Origin of the sequence: Arcobacter peruensis, assembly GCF_003711085.1 — a bacterium.
Classification (GTDB): domain Bacteria; phylum Campylobacterota; class Campylobacteria; order Campylobacterales; family Arcobacteraceae; genus Poseidonibacter; species Poseidonibacter parvus.
This window is the reverse complement of sequence record NZ_CP032363.1, coordinates 2,528,068-2,545,561: the sequence shown is the minus strand read 5'-3', so window position 1 is coordinate 2,545,561 and position 17,494 is coordinate 2,528,068. Positions and strand designations below refer to the sequence as shown.

The following is a 17,494-nucleotide window of genomic DNA, read 5'->3' as shown; positions in this document are numbered from 1 at the left end:
AAATTGAAAGAAGTATAAAGATTTAATCTTTATACTTTTTCATTTTGAATACTAAATAACAATTCCTGGGTTATTTTTAACACCAACAATATCTGGAGTATCAACTCTTAAGTTAGCAATATGTTTTACATTTCCTAAGTAAGTTTCAACTGTTTCCCAAACTGGTTCACCTGGTGATTTTGCACCAACAGTTGACCAACCTGCCACTTTATAAGATTTACTAGCTTCAAGTTTTTTTCCATTTTTAGTAAGTTGAATATCAGAAATTCTTTCACCCATCTTAGCTTTTGGATCAATTTTGTAAGAAATTCCACCAGTTCTTACCATATCTCCACCTTGTTGATAGAATGGATCTGCATTAAATAAGTTATCAGCAACATCTTCAAGAATATCTTTAATTCCCTGTCCTGTTATATCTCTTGCATAAGTTTCAGGATATGTCATAGCTGTTTGTGTCATTAAATCATCAAATGTGATATCTTGACCTGGCATAACTGTTGTACCCCATCTAAATCCTGGAGAAAGAGAAATATCTGCACCTTTAACATCAATTAAAGCATCACAAATAATTTGATCCCATGAACCATTAAAGTTACCACGTCTAAATAATGTCTCTTCAGTTGTAGCAACAGTTCTATTTAAGTCTTTAATAAATGGTAATCGAACTTTTTCAATATAAGCTTTCATTTCTTTATCTTCAGGAACTAAATCTGAGAAGATTGGAAGAAGTGTAAATTTAAAGTCTTTGATTTTTCCATTTTGAATATCTAAATCAAGAACATTTAAGAACTTACCATTAGAACCAGCATTACAAACATATGTAGTACCATTTACATTCTTAACAGGAACAGCTTCTGGAACACCATCATGAGTATGTCCACCCATAATAAAGTCAATACCAGTACATACTTCTGCCATTTTTTGATCAACATCGAAACCATTATGAGATAAAACAATAACAGCATCAGGTTTTTCTTCTTCTCTTACTTGATCAACCATCTCTTGCATTCCATCATCATTAATACCAAATGTCCAATCTGGAATAAATCTTTGAGGATTTGCAATAGTAGTGTAAGGGAAAGCTTGACCAATAATAGCAACTCTTGCGTTACCCATTTTTTTAATTGTATACGGTTTAAATGCGTGACCTGTATCTTCATCATAAGCTTGCATTGCAACTTCAGTTTCTTCCATTAATGCATCTTCTTTTACCATAACATTTTGAGCTAAGAATTCCGCATCAAGTAATTTAACATTTTCTAAAACTTCTTCTGCTTTGTATGTAAATTCCCAGTGACCAACAGCAACATCAACACCAAGTAAGTTCATAGCACCTACCATATCTTTACCTCTTGTGTAAAGAGCAGTTGCACTTCCTTGCCAAGTATCTCCACCATCCATCATAAGAGTTTTTTCAGCTCCAAAGTTATTTGTTAAATGATCAATTACTGTTTTAAGTTGAGCAAAACCACCTACTCTACCCATAACTTTTGCATGTTTTTCAAAGTTTACACAAGAATATGCATATTCTAATCTTTTGTTACCTTTTATACCATAGTAATCTAATAGTTTATCACCAACAATATGAGGTGGTTTTCCATAGTTACCATGAAAACCTAAGTTAACACTTGGTTCTCTAAAGTATACTGGCAGTAATTGAGCATGAGAATCTGTCATATGAAGAAGTCTTACATTACCGAAATTCTGTAGTTTGTAATAGTCTTCTAACTTATTTGTTTCTACTGATCTAGTATGAGAGTTTGCAAACACAGGAGCAGCACCAAGTACTGACATCATGTATACAAATTCTCTTCTACTTAATTTACTCATATTTTTTCCTATTCTTTTATATTAAATTATTTCCCAGATCCTACAACAGTAAAACCTAATGAAGTCCAAGCTTGCATACCACCTCTGTAGTATTTAATCTTTTCAACTGGATATCCCATTTTTAATAATGAAAATTCAGCGTTTTTAACCATACCTGGAGTTTGTCCACACCAGTAACCATTACAATATAATGCTAATGTTTTTGCTTTTGAAAAATCTAAAGTACCATCGTCATTTTGAACAACACCCATTTCATCTTCCATCATTTCAATAGCAGTATCTTTTTCATCAAAATTTGTAAAAGGAACATTTACTGCTCCTGGAATTCTTAACTTAGCAAACCAACCTGGCTTTCTTGAATCAATAATTGCAATATTTTCATCTGTTTGAGCTTTTTTCATATACTCAATAAACTCTAACTCACCTAAAGTCTCTAAACCATCAGCTAAACTAATTGGTTGTGGAGCACCTCTAAAAGTTGTTTCGTATAATGGAGAAATCTTACTAGTTTTTGATTGATCTCTCATAATTGTAAATTTTTCATCATTTAATTCCATATCAATAGATTTAACACCTTTTGAAATTGGAACATAATTATATGTAGCTTCTGCACTAAAAGCTGAACTAGCTAATAATCCAGAAAAAGCAGATGCAATAAGTAATTTATTTAAAAGTTTCATTTTATTCCTTTTATTTAGTAAAAAAAAAGCCAAGAAGAAACTCTTGACTTTTTTATGTTTTGATTTAATAAATACTAAAACTAGTATTTATATCCATCTCCAGGTATTGCTAATCTCCAAGTAGATTTTGCTTCTTCAGCTTGTTGTAATGCTCTAATAGCAAATTTACAAGATCTGTGAGCTGCAAAATTAGTTTCTAATTTAGTTTTTGAAGCTTTACCTTTAAAAGTTTTTGGATTAACCATTTTTGCTTTAGTTTTAATTGCTTCTTCAACTGATGCAATTAAACCAGAGTTATTAACTGTTAATCTTCTAAATTCTAAACCTTTTTCAATAGCAATAGCATTGTATTGTTTTGCAGTAGCAATAACTTTTTCAATTCCATTAGTTTTTACGTTACAAACTTTTTCTACATCAATTTTTGAATACTTATCTTTTTCTCCATGATGATCTGCATTAGCATTAACAAATCCAAAAGATAAAAGTGCAACTGATGTAATAACTTTTAATGTAATTTTTTTCATAATTTTCACCTTTTACTTTCTGATATCTGGACCATCAACTGGTAAACCATTTGATATGTATGACATGAAATATAATAATTCTTTCATTTCATCTGAAGTGTTTTTTGGAGGAACTTGACCTGCATCTTTAATACATCCAGACATTCTTCTCTCTAATGTACCTAAACCATCATTTGCTGCATTTCCAGCTGCCCATTTTAATCTATAAACTGGGAAATGTGTAGTTTGTCCTAAACCTTGTGATAAAGATTCATTTCTAACTCTTTGACCTGCACCTTGAATATGACAAGTTGCACAAGAAAGGTTTAAATATCCTCTTTGAGTGAAGTAATATTCTTTACCTCTTTCATAAGCTTCAGCAGCTTCTTTACTTTCAATTTTAATATCAACTCTTTTTTCTGCGTCTGCAGTTTCTTGAGCTAGATAAGCTTGTAAGTGAGCCATTTTACCTTTTTTCTCATTCCATTTCTTTTCACCATTAGATACTAAACACTCATTAACAGCTTGTGTTAAAGATACAACTTTTTTTGCTTTTTCATCAAAAAATGGGTAACTTCCAGCTATTGTAGTATCAGGGAAACAGTTTTTAAATGACTTTCCATTTGCAAAAGGTTTATTGAAAAGTTCTTCACCTTTTTCTACAAATTCTTCAGTTGGTGGGAATTCTTTAATTTCATCATAAGATAGTCTACCATTTTTAGAAAATGCATAACCACCTTTTGAAAATTCATCACCTTTAATTCCTTTAATAAAATTATTCTTTAACTCTTCAGTTGTAGAATATGGGAAAAAAGTACTTCTATTTTTTTCTGGATCAGAAAATTTAGCTTCGAAGTATTTAGTAATACCTTCTCTATCTTTTTCTGCTTGAGCATTGAAGTCTGCAGCAACAGCTGCAGTAGTAAATAAAGCAGCTAAAGTTGTAGCTTTTACAATTTTAAATAACATAATCTCTCCTTAGTTTTTCAATTACAATTATGTAATTATTTGATTTTTGCAGAACTTGTTTGTGTTTCGCCTTTTAAATCAGTCCATGTAATTACAACTTTTTCACCCTTTTCAGCGCCTTTAAATTGAAACTTTAAGTATGGATTCTTTGATAAGAATTGACTTGTTGATACTTCAAATACAATTTTGTCATTAACTTTTGCAGTTAAATATGTAATAAAGTTTACTTCTTTTTTAGCTTTTTCAGCTTCTTGGTAACTTAACATTGCATGTGATGCTAATGCTTTAACAGTTACAATACCTTTTTTTAATTTTGCTTTAATTCTAGTTTTTTTTGCCATAATATTTTTCCTTTTATTTTCTATTCATATTTTATTTATATTTTATAAGTGATTGAATTAAATCAACCTCCACATCCACCAATAGTAACTTTTACAAGTTTAGAAGCTGATACTAATTTACCATCAACATCTGCAACTACTGTAACAGTACCTGTTTTAGCCATTTTAATTCTTACTGAATAGTCAATAATTCCATTTTCAGGAACAGTAAATACTGCAACTGCTGTTTCTGGATTAGCATCTTGGAAAATTGCTACTGTTTTAGCATTTAATTTTGTAGAAACTGTAATAGGAATAACTGCACCATTTTCTGCAATATCCGGAGCTTTTAATTTGATTTTACCTTCAGTAACTGTTGAAGTACCAAAAACTTCTTTAATAGCTTCATCTACTTTTGTTGCAGTCCATGCTTTTGGTTTTGTTTCTCTAAAGTTAATAGCACTTAAAGTTGATGGTGCCATTGAAATTGCAAATGCACCTAATCCTAAGCTTAAAAAATTTCTTCTGTTCATTTTATTTCCTTTTATAATTATTTAATTGTTTTTAAATAAGCAACTACTGCTTTAATTTGTGAATCACTTAACCAACCATTTTTACCAAAAGCAGGCATTGCTGAAATTGGGTTAGTTGTATATGGGTCATATATTTTTTGATATAATAAATCATCTGGCCAATATTGTAAAGCTTGTAAAGCTGGTCCCATACTTCCTGGTCCATCTACATTTTTACCATTTGCTGAATGACAAGCTAAACAGTTACCAAGATTTTTAGTCATAAAAATCTTTTCACCTTGTTTAACTAAATCTCCATTTGCAAAACTACTTGTTGCGATTAAACCACTAATAGCTGATGCTATTAGTAAACTTTTTGCTAATTTCATTAGTTCTCCTATTTTATTTACTTGAGTTAATCATGTAGTCAACTACTTCTTTTAACTCTTGCTCTGTAATATCAGCTCCACCTTTAGGAGGCATCGCATTTATTCCATTTAATGCATTTGCATAAACAGTATCAATTCCTTTTGAAACAACTTCAGCCCAAGCTTCTTTGTCTCCAAGAACTGGTGCTCCAATTGCTGCATTTGCATGACAAGCACTACAACTTGCTTCATAAATTTTTGCACTCTTTGACACTGTAGCAGTTTCTTTAACTTTTGGCAAATCTTTTACTGTACTAATTGCAGGATCAAATCCTACATCAATTTCAGCAGCAATACTTACAGGTTTTGGTTGCTTACAATCTTTCATACATCTAACACCTTGTGCTAGAGGTCCTCTTTGTTCTTTAAGATCATTTCTATCTGGATGAACTGGATAAAAACCGTCTGGATTATTCATTTTAACTGTATTGAAATTTTCTTTACTTAAAACGAACTCATCATCAATTAATTCCCCACCAGCTTTAATATTATTTACAGATAATAAATAAGCAGTTAATGCATAAACTTCATTATCAGTTAAAGATTTTGGATGTGGGAATGGCATTGCAGTTTTAATGTACCAAAAAAGAGTACTTGCATATGGCCAATAAGAACCAATAGTTTTTCTAGGACCTTCTGTTCCTTCTAAACCTAATTGATTTTTTAAAGAACCTTGTCCTCCAGCTAATGTAGGATAACCACCTACTCCACCTGCACCAAAGTCACCATGACACATAGCACATTGTGATTCATATAATTCATCACCATCTTCAACAGAACCTTCACCTTCTGGTAAACCATGACCATCTGGCATTACATCTGTATCCCAAGCTTTTATTTCATTAGCAGTTGGTGTTCTACCGTATGAACTAAAACCTTTTTTATTTTGTTCGCTTACAGCATAATCTGTATACATTCCATCTTTAACAGGATATATAACAGCACCATCGATATTCATTTTTTTATCTGCAGCAGTTGCGTTTGTTACTAAAAGTGCAGATACTACACCAATGGCTAATAATGATTTTTTAAGATCTAACATGAACATTATTTACAACTCCTTTTGATGTTACTTCCCAACCTACGATTGGATTTCTATGATAAATACCTTCTACTCCAACATTTTCAATTAACTTATCAATTGAAGGTTGAATGTGTCCTGTATCATCAATTGCTCTTGATAAAAGAACTTTTTTCTTTCCGTCCCATTTAATAATATATGAGAATCTTGTCCAAGATTTAGGTAATACTAAACCTTTTAATGGAGCTTCTACCCAGTTTTTACCACCATCTAAAGAGATATCAACTGTTTTAATTGTTCCACGTCCAGACCATGCAATTCCAGATATTTCTACCATATCACCTTTTTTAAGATCAGTCCAAGGAACTTCAGGACATGGTGAAGTAATAATAGAGTTTACTTCCATTGGCCAGAAGAAATTAATCGCCTTACCACTTGGTTGTAACATTGTATATTTTGAAGTTTCTTCTTTTGCATGCCATGGTTTATCAGAGAACTCTATTCTTTTAACCCATTTAACATTTAAGTTACCTTCCCAACCTGGAACTAATAATCTTACAGGATAACCTTGTTCTGGTCTTAATGGTTCACCATTTTGTCCCCAAACAAGCATTGCATCATCTAAGATTTTTTCAATTGGAAGTGTTCTACCCATTTCTGAGTTATCACTACCTTCAACTAAAGCCCATTGTGCTTCAGGTTTAAGGCCTAAGTCTTCTAAAAGAACAGAAAGTTTAACACCAGTCCATTCAGCAGAACTCATCATACCTTTTACAAATTGTAAATTATTAAATTGTGGGCCTCTCCATCCAGTAGATCCATTTGCAGGACACTCAATAAAGTGAATTCTAGACTCTGATGGATATCTTTTTAATTGTTCTAATGTTAAAACAATTGGTTTTTTTACTAAACCGTGAATCATAAGTCTATATTTATTAGGATCAATTTGTGCAGTACCACCATGATTTCTTGTAAAAAATAAACCATTTGGTGTAATAATACCTTCTTGCTGATGCAATGGAGACATTGATACAGTCGCATATCTGTCACCTGAAGATAATAAATCATGTACTCTTCTTACATTATTATGTTCATAAGCAGAAGGTATACCATAAGGATATTTATCAACTTTATCACCAAGTTTTGTTCCCCAATCAACATGATGAGTAATATTTTCATCATCAGCTTTTAATTTTATTGGTGCTAAAACTGTAGCGGCAGTTAAAGCACTTGCTGAATAAATAGCTGTCTTTTTAAAAAAGTCTCTTCTACTAGATTTTTCTATAGAATCTACTTTTAAACTCTTTTTAGAATTTTTACTAATTTTCGTCATTTCCCCTCCTCATTTAATCTGGTATATTTAAAAATACCAACTAAAACATACAATTATAGTTTTAATATCTTAATAATAAATAAATTTCTAGTATTAAAAAAACTTATTTCTAATTTATTTTTGATTTAATTTTTTATAATTAAAACTAATATTAGGTATTCTTATTTTAAAGTTATGATTATCTTATATGAAAAATAGATATGTTCTCAGATAGACTATTTCAAGGGATTATTTAAATAAAATAATTTTGTGTATTGATAAAAATAAATTTGGTAAAATATACTTTACCAAATTTATTTATTTTTTTATTAAAAGATTCTTTGCAAATTTTATTGCATCTGTAGTAATTTTTTCTCCACTAATCATTCTAGCGATTTCATTAATTCTTTCTTCTTTTTTTAGAAGTTTTATTGTAGATATTCCATCATTTTTATCGACTAAAAAATGTTGAGAAGACACTGATGTTAATTGTGGTTGATGAGATATTGCAAAGATTTGATAAGATTTAGATAGTGTGGATAAAACATTAGCAATAGCATCACTTTCTTTTCCACTTAAATTAGCATCAATTTCATCTAAAAATAAAACACCATTATCAATAATATCAAATTCACTCATTGATGTAAGAAGTGCTAGTCTTAGTCTATTATATTCCCCTGAACTAATTGTATTTAAACTAACTCCATTTAACTCAAAAATTACTTCATCAATACCATGAGAATCTAATTTTTTATTTTTAAGATTAATTCTTGCATTTGATAAGTATAAAAACTTTAGATACTTATTTATTTTTTCTTCAAGTACAACTAAACTTTTTTTTCTATAATTAGATATTTCTTCTGCTAAATCATTTATTTCTAAAGTAATAATAGAAATTTTCTTTTCTAATATAGATTTTTCAAATGTAATATTCTCATAAGAATCTAATTCTTTTTTCTTTTCTTCTTTATATTCTAAAGCTTCAGCTATTGAACCAAATCTTTTTTGTAGAGAAGAAAGCTTTTCAATTCTTGTAAGAACAGTTTCTATATCGATATCTTCTAATTCATATAATGAATCATTAAATTTTTCAAATATATTATTAAGTTCATTCATTGTTTCATCAAAAAAACTAGAATCTTCTTCCAAAAGCTCTAAACTATTAGAAACACTTTGCCTAAAATTTAAGATTTCTGATGCACTTTTGATTGCATCTTCAATTTTTTCTTTTTTTGATAGTTTTCTTTTTAATAAATTTAATTCTTCATACTCATCAATACTAGGGTTTATTGCTTCAATTTTTTCAATTTCAAACTTGCTAAACTCTTTTAAATCTTCAATTTTTAATTCATCTTCAATAATTTTATTTAAATCTTTTTGAAGCTTACTAGCTTCTTTGAATAATAAATCAAATTTTTCTTTTTTCGAAGAAAAATCTTTATAATCTTTGTAACACACTTTATCAAGGAAGTTTAATAGTTTTACACTTTCAAAATCAGAAGTATCTCTTAAATTTAAATGCTTAATTAATTTAGAAGAGAAAGTATTTAGGTTTTTTTTAGAAATAGTTTGATTATTGATAAAAAATCTTACTTTTTCTTTTTTTATAGTTTTAATTACAATATCATCATTACTTTGTAAATCATATAATTCATCGCTAATTTTTGAATCACTGATTAAAACTTCACCTAAACTGGCTTTCACATCACTAAGAGCAAATAAAGATAAAATTGCCTGCATTAATATAGATTTACCTGCACCACTTGGACCGGTAAATACATTTAAACCTGTATTAAATTCTAAATCTATTTCTTTAAAAGACAAACAATCTTTTATATAAATTCTATTAATCATAAAATTAATTTCCCCATCTTAATTTTTCACTTAATACATCAAAATAGTTTCTTTCACATCTGTGAATCATTTTTGCATTTTGTTTTGCTATTTTAATTTTTATTGAATCGTTTTGCTCTAATTCATATATATCTTGACCATCTGCAATTACTACAGCACCTTGAGAATCTGTAATTGTAAACTCTATCTCAAAATCTGCAGGCATTACTAATGGTCTTTGTGTTAGAGAATGAGGGGCAACAGGAGTTACCAGAAAAGCCTCTGTTAAAGGATATAAGATAGGACCTCCAACTGATAAATTATACGCAGTAGAACCTGTAGGCGTAGATATAATTATCCCATCACCATAATATGAGTTAAAATGTTTATCATCGATTTTTGCATCAATTTTTATCATAGAAGAAATAGATTTTCTTGTAATTACAATATCATTAAATGCAACAAAACTATTTAAATTTAATGTACCTTCAATTAACATTCGACTATCTATTCTATAATTTTTATTAGTAAAATTTTTTAAAAAGTTTTCAATTTCATTCATAGAAATATCTGTTAAAAAACCTAAAGTACCTAGATTTATACCTAATACAGGTTTTTTATAATTATAAGATTTTCGTACCACTGATAATAAAGTACCATCTCCACCCACAGAAACTAAAAAATCAATTTTTTCGCATAATTCATCTAATTGAAGACCTTTTTTTTTAATCATTTTTGCAGAATTATTTTCTAAAAAAACTTCTATATTATATTTTTCAAATATTGATTTTATATTCTCATATATTGGTTTTAATTCTGGACTTGAAGGTCTTAGTATTATTCCTGCTTTTGAAAAAGAAGTGAGTAGTTCATTGCTTTTATTTAATCTCAAGTTTACCTCTATATATATGTATTTATACAATAGTATATAATAAGTTCTTTTAAGATTAATGTATATATTACAATTTGTTATATTTTAATTAAAAATTGAACAAAAAAAAAGCTTTGCAAAAGGCAAAGCTTTTTAGAGATTTGAATATTACAGTTGTTTTATTCAGACCTTTGTCGTTCAATTACGAAATCAAAGATTTCTATTGAACAAGACAAAGCTCGTTTATTTAACGCTATTAACCATTTCTCTTTTTAATAATTTCATCAGAAACATTTTTAGGAACGTCCATGTAGTTATCAAAAATCATTGAGTAAGTTGCTCTACCTTGAGACATAGATCTTAAGTCTGTAGAGTAACCGAACATTTCAGCTAATGGAATCATTGCAACAACTAGTTTAACACCAGCTCTGTCATCCATAGATTGAACTTGTCCTCTTCTTTTGTTAACGTCACCAATAACGTCACCCATATAATCTTCAGGAGTTTCAATCTCAACTTTCATAATTGGTTCAAGAATTACAGGTTGTGCAGCAGCACTTCTACATCCTTGTTTGAATCCCATTGAAGCAGCTAATTTAAACGCCATTTCAGATGAATCAACATCATGGTAAGAACCATCATATAAATCAACTGAAATATTAACTAATGGATAACCAGCTAAGATACCACCAGCCATAGCTTCTTGACAACCTTTATCAACTGCAGGAACGTACTCTTTTGGTACAGAACCACCTTTGATAGATGATGTAAAGATGTAGTTCTCTTCAGAGTCAGCAGCCATTGGAGTAATTGTTAAGTATACGTGACCGTATTGACCTTTACCACCAGATTGTTTAGCATATTTGTACTCTTGTTGAACTGCGTTTTTAATAGTTTCTCTATATGCAACTTGAGGAGCACCAACTTCAGCTTCAACTGCGAATTCTCTTTTCATTCTATCAACAAGAATTTCAAGGTGTAATTCACCCATTCCTGAAATAATAGTTTGTCCAGATTCTTCATCAGTAGCAACTCTAAATGATGGATCTTCTTGAGCTAATTTTCCTAATGCAATACCCATTTTTTCTTGGTCAGCTTTAGTTTTTGGCTCAACTGCAACAGAAATAACTGGTTCTGGGAAATCCATTCTTTCTAAGATAACTGGATCTACATCAGAAGCTAATGTATCACCTGTAATTGTCGATTTTAAACCAACAACTGCACCGATTTCACCAGCATATAATTCAGTAACTTCTTCTCTTTTGATAGCATGCATTTTTAAAAGTCTACCAATTCTTTCTTTTTTCATCTTAGTTGAGTTCATTACATAAGTACCAGACTTAAGAACACCTCTATAGATTCTTGTGAAAGTTAATTGACCAACAAATGGATCTGTCATAATTTTAAATGCAAGTCCTGCAACTTCACCGTTATCAGTAGAAGGTACAATTACAGCTTCACCATCTTGAGTTTCACCTTTAATGTCTTCAACTTCTAATGGAGATGGTAAGTACATAGCAACTGCGTCAAGTAAAGTTTGAACACCTTTGTTTTTAAATGCAGTACCACAAGTCATTGGAGTAACTGTCATATTAAGACAACCTTTTTTAAGACCTCCAACAATTTCATCTTCAGTTAATTCTTCACCCTCAAGATATTTTTCCATTAATGCATCGTCAGCTTCAGCAGCTGCTTCAACCATTTTTTCTCTATATTCTTCAGCTTTTTCTTGTAATTCAGCAGGAATATCTTCAACGTGGTAATTAGAACCCATTGCAGCATCTTGATCCCAAACAATAGCTTTCATTTGTACTAAATCAACAACACCTTGGAAGTTTTCTTCAGCACCAATAGGAATTTGAATTGGAATAGCATTAGATTTTAATCTTTCATTAACTTGAGATTCAACGTTAAAGAAATCAGCACCAGTTCTATCCATTTTGTTAACAAAAATCATTCTTGGAACTCTATATTTGTTTGCTTGTCTCCAAACAGTTTCAGATTGTGGTTGAACCCCACCAACTGAACAGAATACAGCAACAGCACCATCAAGTACTCTCATAGATCTTTCAACTTCAATAGTAAAGTCAACGTGACCTGGAGTATCAATAATGTTAATCATTAATTCTTCGTTAGTCTTTGGGTGAGTCCAGTTACAAGTAGTAGCAGCAGAAGTAATTGTAATACCTCTTTCTTGCTCTTGCTCCATCCAGTCCATAGTTGCAGCTCCATCATGAACCTCACCAATTTTGTGCTCAACACCTGTATAGAATAAAATTCTTTCAGTTGTTGTAGTTTTACCTGCATCAATGTGTGCAGCAATACCGATGTTTCTAAGTCTGTTAAGTGGTGTTTTTCTTGCCATTTTAATTCCCTACCATCTGTAGTGAGCAAATGCTTTATTAGCTTCTGCCATTCTATGCATATCTTCTTTCTTCTTGAATGATGCACCTCTATCATTAGCACATTCGAATAATTCGTTTGCTAATCTTTCTACCATAGTTCTTTCATTTCTTTTTCTAGCAGCGTCAACTAACCATCTAAGAGCTAAAGTTTGTCTTCTTACAGGTCTAACTTCAACAGGAACTTGATATGTTGCTCCACCAACTCTTCTAGATTTAACTTCTAAAAGTGGCTTAACATTTTCGATAGCTTTTTCAAATACTTCAATACCAGATTCTTCACCTCTAGCATCTAAGTTTGCAATTGCACCATACATAATTTTTTGTGCAGTAGATTTTCTACCGTCTAACATTACTGTATTAATAAATTTTGTGATCACTTTACTATTGTAGATAGGATCAGCCATTACTTCTCTAACTGGAGCTTTTCTTCTTCTCATTTTATTATCCTTCTACTTATTTCTTTGGTTTCTTAGTACCATACTTAGATCTTGCAACAGTTCTGTTTGCAACACCAGCTGTATCTAAGGCACCTCTAACAACGTGATACTTAACACCAGGTAAATCTTTAACTCTACCCCCTCTTACTAACACAATCGAGTGTTCTTGAAGGTTGTGACCCTCTCCACCGATGTATGAAATAACTTCAAAACCAGTAGTTAATCTAACTTTTGCAACTTTTCTTAAAGCCGAGTTAGGTTTTTTTGGAGTTGTAGTATATACTCTAGTACAAACTCCTCTTCTTTGTGGACATTTGTCAAGTGCTGGTGATTTTGATTTCTTAATCACTCTTTTTCGCTCTTTTCTAACAAGTTGATTGATAGTTGGCATTCTTTCCCTTTGTATGTTGTAGAGTAATCTATTATAATATTATATGAGACTCTCTATTTAATTTGGTTAGAGCAATTAAAGCAATGCTCATGCTTCTCGCTTGACTTCAGCATATTGCTGAAACGATACTTCCATTCTAGAGAAACAATTAGGTTTTCTAAAAAGTTACGGATTATACTGAAAGGAAACTTAATAATTTATTAGCTTAAATTTATTCATAGTTTTAAGTTAAAAATTTAAATTTAAATACTATTATTTCAAAAAACTAATCAAGATAAAAAATATGAAAAAACATTTATTTCCATTGGCATTAGGTGGTTTAGCAATTGGTACAACTGAATTTGCAGTTATGGGCTTGCTTCCTGATATATCTACTTCACTTAATGTATCAATTCCTATTGCTGGCTATTTAATTTCAGCATATGCTTTTGGTGTGGTTGTTGGTGCTCCTACATTAGTTGCATTAAGTGCAAAATTTAAACCCAAATATATTTTAATAGCTTTAATGATTATGTTTACTGTTTTTAATGCTCTTTCTATTATTGCACCTGATTATACTACTTTATTAGTCACTAGATTTTTATCTGGACTTCCTCATGGTGCTTTTTTTGGCGTTGCTACTGTTGTTGCTTCAAAATTAGCAAAAGAAGGAAAAGCTGCTCAAGATATAGCTTCCATATTTACAGGACTTACTTTAGCTATTTTATTAATGGTTCCACTTGTAACTTATTTAGGACATAATCTAAACTGGAGATACGCTTTTGTTGTTGTTACAATTTTAGGTTTATTAACAATATTTTATTTACATCTTTTCTTACCAAACCTAGATAGTTTAAGAACAATTACTTTTAAAGAAGAATTAGAATTTTTTAAAACAATTAAAGCTTGGCATATACTAACAATACTTTCAATTGGTTTTGCAGGATTATTTGCATGGTTTAGTTATATAGCACCCCTTTTAATAAATATTTCAGGTTTTGATGTAGGAAGTGTTTCTTATATGATGGTTGTAGCTGGATTTGGAATGGTTGTTGGAAATATATTTGGTGGGTATTTAGCTGATAAAAAAGATCCAGTTATAGTTTCAATAATACTTCTTGCACTTATGGTTGTATCATTAATATTAGTATTTTTATATTCAGAAAATAAAATAATGGCAATAATACTTACATTTTTATGTGGTGCTCTTGCTACCTCTATTAGTTCACCTATAAATATGATTATGTTAAAAAGTGCTAAACATTCACAACTTTTGGGTGCTGCTTTTATTCAAGCAGGATTTAATGTTGCAAACTCTCTTGGAGCATTTTTAGGTGGTATTCCATTGTTATTTGGTTATGCTTTTAATTATCCGTCACTTGTAGGTGCCGCAATGGCATTTATTGGAATGATTTTATGTATGATATTTTATAAAAGGTACAAGAATGATTTATAAAATCTCTTGTACTCTTCCAACTTCACCAAAAGTAGTTCTAACTTTAATCCCATGAGGATGAGTAGGAGATTTTGTTAAGATATCTTGAACAACACCTTTTGTAAGTCTACCGGTTCTTTGATCTTCTTTTAAAACAATATTAACTGTACTTCCTGCTTTGATATTACTTCTTTTTTTTCCATCCATAATTTTTACCTTAAGCTTTAAAAGTTAATGCATCTTTTGCAAACTCTATATTATAAAAATAAATGATTTTAAATATTAAATCAATTTTAGTTTTTTTAGCTTCACTTGAATCTAAAATATTAAATGTAAAGCCATGAGCACTTTCATCATCATTCGATGTTACAGAAATAGTAACAGGCTTTAATGCTCTCATCATATTCATAGTCTCTTTATAAGCTTTAGGACTTAAACCATTTAACATATCTCCATCTTTTTCTTCTTTTCTCATAGCTGAGAATAATAGTGTTAAAGTATCTTTATATATAGATTTACCCCAAGTGATTTTTCCATGCTTGTAATGATAAATTGCTGTTTTATTTAATAATGAACTTGGTTTTTCTTCTCTTATATCTTCAATCATTTGTAAAAAAAAGTTCATTCCTCCTATACTTTTAGCATAATCTACTAATTGTGTATTTAATTGTTTTTTTGTATTTAAATCTAAATCATTAAATCTCATATTATTCCTAGTGTTTTTATATTTGCAAGTATATCTAAATAAATCTATTATATTATCGGTATGAGGATTTTGAACTTTTTATATCTACACTATAAAAGCCATTTAAGGAAAGAAATATTTTCACTTCCTGGTCTATAAATTTATTTTTAGGACCCTTTATTATTTCTAAAATTGCAGGAGTATCTTTTATCTCTTTTTTGAATTTTAATTCAAAATAAGGAATTAGGTTTCCACATACAGACCTAAATTTCATTTTTGATAAATTATCTTTAAAAATAAACTGTTTTTTCTCTTTATCATTAATTATTTTAGGATTGTGAATCAATCTTACTTCTTGTTCTTCTTTAAAAAGCTGATTCTTTGATTTTGCAGATAAGTTATTAATTTCTACAATTATATCCTTACATGTTTTTTCAAATTTTTTTGAGTTAATATCAATATCATTATCTAATTTTGCTAGAGGCTCTAATATTAAATTTATTTGCTTTTCTTGAGATTTTTCATTATAAAGTACTTTTGAAGTTTTAACCATTTTATTTTTTTCAAAATAATCACTATTAAAACCAATAGCAACCCCATAACCATCATTTGCATAAGCTCTCCATTGACTTAGTAAATCAGAGCCTTGTGAAAATGATGCAATATAAACATTTGGTAATTGTGTTGAGTATAATTCTTCAAAAGTCTTATACTTTTGAAAATTGTCTTTGTTGATTGAATCTTTAATTTTTTTGAATATTTTGTCTTTTATCCAATGGATTTCTTTGTAGTCATTTAGATTATAAACAGAGCTTAACCATAATCTTTTATTTTGAATAATAGCGTTAAATGCTTCAACACTACAGTAATGATAGATAATATTTCCCATAGAAAACTCCTATTAGAAATATTATACTATAAATTGCTTTTTTATTTAAGCAAGCTTACACTAGTGTCATAAACTAACTCGTAATAATTATTGTTGTTAAATTCAAATTCGTTAATTACTTCAAGTCCTAACTTTTTTGTATGAGCATTAAAAGATCTTGGATTGTTTTTATTTATAAATGTAACTAATATTGGGTATTTTAAACTCATAACATCTCTTGCAAAATCAAATAACAAAGGAAGAACATCCGTTCCCCTTACAGATTTATCTATACAAATTGGACCATATTGATATGAATTGAATTCCGTTAATTGTGTACCTTTATATGATAAAGATTCTAAATCATTTAACATATGTTTAAACATTGGCCAAACAGACCAAAACTGCCAAGATGCACACATTACATATGCAACGATAATATTATCTTTTAGACACAAAAATAGGCCATCTTCTTTTTCAATTAAAGAAGTTAATTCTTCAATAGTAAAAGCAGTTGTAACAAACCCATCTTTTTTATCTTCTTCTTTAATAGAATCAATTTGATATTTTGAATGAAGTGTTAATACTTCAGGAATATCAATAATTCTACCTTTTCTAAATTCGTACATATTAAGACTTTGGCATAACTTTTACAGGTACGATCTGAATTTCATCCATATTCCAAACACCAGCTTTTACATAAGGTTCACTCTCTAACCAGTCATTTAATTCATCATCATTTTCAAAATTAGTTATAACAGTAGATCCAACCATTTGTTCTTCTTCAATCATTGCACAAGCTGTTACAATTTTACCTTCTGCCATTAATTTTTGAGTAGCTTCAACGTGAGCAGGTCTTGCTTCCATTCTTTTATCAAGTGAGTTTTCATTATCGTAAGCGATTACTAAATATTGCATATATATTCCTTTTTATTTATTTTACTATATTAGCAAAATATAAGTATGATAAAATTTAATTTTGAAATTTTATTTAGAAATATACTTTTAGTGTAAA

Annotated in this window: 20 protein-coding genes; 1 reads left to right on the top strand and 19 read right to left on the bottom strand. The window is 29.7% G+C overall.

Going from position 1 to position 17,494, the window contains the following annotated elements:
• Window positions 1–51: 51 nt before the first annotated feature.
• The 14 genes from soxB to rpsL all read right to left on the bottom strand — a co-directional run bounded on the left by soxB (window position 52) and on the right by rpsL (window position 13,512).
• A complete protein-coding gene (gene soxB / locus D3Z07_RS12585) occupies window positions 52–1,830 on the bottom strand; it encodes a thiosulfohydrolase SoxB (RefSeq protein WP_122894059.1) in 1,779 nt (592 codons plus the stop codon).
• 26 nt (window positions 1,831–1,856) lie between these two features.
• Entirely contained in the window at window positions 1,857–2,510 is a 654-nt protein-coding gene (locus D3Z07_RS12580) for a rhodanese-like domain-containing protein (RefSeq protein ID WP_122894058.1), read from the bottom strand.
• 80 nt (window positions 2,511–2,590) lie between these two features.
• Window positions 2,591–3,034: a hypothetical protein gene (locus D3Z07_RS12575; RefSeq protein WP_122894057.1), complete on the bottom strand. Its 444-nt coding sequence runs from the start codon at window positions 3,032–3,034 to the stop codon at window positions 2,591–2,593.
• 12 nt (window positions 3,035–3,046) lie between these two features.
• The gene (gene soxA / locus D3Z07_RS12570) at window positions 3,047–3,982 is read right to left on the bottom strand and encodes a sulfur oxidation c-type cytochrome SoxA (protein ID WP_122894056.1); all 936 of its coding nucleotides are present in this window, start codon (window positions 3,980–3,982) and stop codon (window positions 3,047–3,049) included.
• 35 nt (window positions 3,983–4,017) lie between these two features.
• Window positions 4,018–4,323 (bottom strand): thiosulfate oxidation carrier complex protein SoxZ, encoded by a 306-nt coding sequence (gene soxZ, locus D3Z07_RS12565; protein WP_122894055.1) that lies wholly within the window; start codon window positions 4,321–4,323, stop codon window positions 4,018–4,020.
• A 62-nt stretch (window positions 4,324–4,385) separates the two neighbouring features.
• Complete coding sequence (soxY, locus tag D3Z07_RS12560; RefSeq protein ID WP_122894054.1) at window positions 4,386–4,835, bottom strand: thiosulfate oxidation carrier protein SoxY; 450 nt, start codon at window positions 4,833–4,835, stop codon at window positions 4,386–4,388.
• A 17-nt stretch (window positions 4,836–4,852) separates the two neighbouring features.
• Window positions 4,853–5,203 (bottom strand): sulfur oxidation c-type cytochrome SoxX, encoded by a 351-nt coding sequence (gene soxX, locus D3Z07_RS12555; RefSeq protein WP_122894053.1) that lies wholly within the window; start codon window positions 5,201–5,203, stop codon window positions 4,853–4,855.
• A 13-nt stretch (window positions 5,204–5,216) separates the two neighbouring features.
• Window positions 5,217–6,290 carry a c-type cytochrome gene (locus D3Z07_RS12550; protein WP_122894052.1) on the bottom strand — a complete coding sequence of 358 codons (1,074 nt, stop codon included), beginning with the start codon at window positions 6,288–6,290 and terminating at the stop codon, window positions 5,217–5,219.
• Entirely contained in the window at window positions 6,271–7,596 is a 1,326-nt protein-coding gene (gene soxC, locus D3Z07_RS12545; protein ID WP_122894051.1) for a sulfite dehydrogenase, read from the bottom strand. The genes D3Z07_RS12550 and soxC overlap by 20 nt, the downstream gene beginning before the upstream one ends.
• Before the next feature lie 297 nt (window positions 7,597–7,893).
• Window positions 7,894–9,429: an AAA family ATPase gene (locus D3Z07_RS12540; RefSeq protein WP_122894050.1), complete on the bottom strand. Its 1,536-nt coding sequence runs from the start codon at window positions 9,427–9,429 to the stop codon at window positions 7,894–7,896.
• 4 nt (window positions 9,430–9,433) lie between these two features.
• The gene (locus D3Z07_RS12535; RefSeq protein ID WP_122894049.1) at window positions 9,434–10,300 is read right to left on the bottom strand and encodes an NAD(+)/NADH kinase; all 867 of its coding nucleotides are present in this window, start codon (window positions 10,298–10,300) and stop codon (window positions 9,434–9,436) included.
• A 235-nt stretch (window positions 10,301–10,535) separates the two neighbouring features.
• Window positions 10,536–12,644, bottom strand: coding sequence for an elongation factor G (fusA, locus tag D3Z07_RS12530; protein WP_122894048.1), 2,109 nt, complete (start codon window positions 12,642–12,644; stop codon window positions 10,536–10,538).
• A 9-nt stretch (window positions 12,645–12,653) separates the two neighbouring features.
• Complete coding sequence (gene rpsG / locus D3Z07_RS12525; protein ID WP_076088230.1) at window positions 12,654–13,121, bottom strand: 30S ribosomal protein S7; 468 nt, start codon at window positions 13,119–13,121, stop codon at window positions 12,654–12,656.
• A 16-nt stretch (window positions 13,122–13,137) separates the two neighbouring features.
• Window positions 13,138–13,512 carry a 30S ribosomal protein S12 gene (rpsL, locus tag D3Z07_RS12520; RefSeq protein WP_076088232.1) on the bottom strand — a complete coding sequence of 125 codons (375 nt, stop codon included), beginning with the start codon at window positions 13,510–13,512 and terminating at the stop codon, window positions 13,138–13,140.
• 283 nt (window positions 13,513–13,795) lie between these two features.
• Here rpsL and D3Z07_RS12515 point away from each other — a divergent pair, with 283 nt between their 5' ends.
• Entirely contained in the window at window positions 13,796–14,947 is a 1,152-nt protein-coding gene (locus D3Z07_RS12515; protein WP_122894047.1) for an MFS transporter, read from the top strand.
• On the opposite strand, the gene D3Z07_RS12510 is transcribed toward D3Z07_RS12515, so the two are convergent.
• Genes D3Z07_RS12510 through D3Z07_RS12490 form a run of 5 tightly spaced genes read right to left on the bottom strand, consistent with a single transcriptional unit; the run spans window position 14,942 to window position 17,397 of the window.
• The gene (locus D3Z07_RS12510) at window positions 14,942–15,136 is read right to left on the bottom strand and encodes a YwbE family protein (RefSeq protein WP_206423319.1); all 195 of its coding nucleotides are present in this window, start codon (window positions 15,134–15,136) and stop codon (window positions 14,942–14,944) included. The two genes, D3Z07_RS12515 and D3Z07_RS12510, sit on opposite strands and share 6 nt — an antisense overlap.
• A 7-nt stretch (window positions 15,137–15,143) precedes the next feature.
• Window positions 15,144–15,632, bottom strand: coding sequence for a hypothetical protein (locus tag D3Z07_RS12505; RefSeq protein WP_122894045.1), 489 nt, complete (start codon window positions 15,630–15,632; stop codon window positions 15,144–15,146).
• 52 nt (window positions 15,633–15,684) lie between these two features.
• The gene (locus D3Z07_RS12500; protein ID WP_122894044.1) at window positions 15,685–16,500 is read right to left on the bottom strand and encodes a DUF2971 domain-containing protein; all 816 of its coding nucleotides are present in this window, start codon (window positions 16,498–16,500) and stop codon (window positions 15,685–15,687) included.
• Between the two features lie 41 nt (window positions 16,501–16,541).
• On the bottom strand, window positions 16,542–17,108 hold the full coding sequence (locus D3Z07_RS12495) for a GNAT family acetyltransferase (protein ID WP_122894043.1): 567 nt from the start codon (window positions 17,106–17,108) through the stop codon (window positions 16,542–16,544).
• A 1-nt stretch (window position 17,109) separates the two neighbouring features.
• Window positions 17,110–17,397 carry a YciI family protein gene (locus D3Z07_RS12490; protein ID WP_122894042.1) on the bottom strand — a complete coding sequence of 96 codons (288 nt, stop codon included), beginning with the start codon at window positions 17,395–17,397 and terminating at the stop codon, window positions 17,110–17,112.
• Window positions 17,398–17,494: the final 97 nt, after the last annotated feature.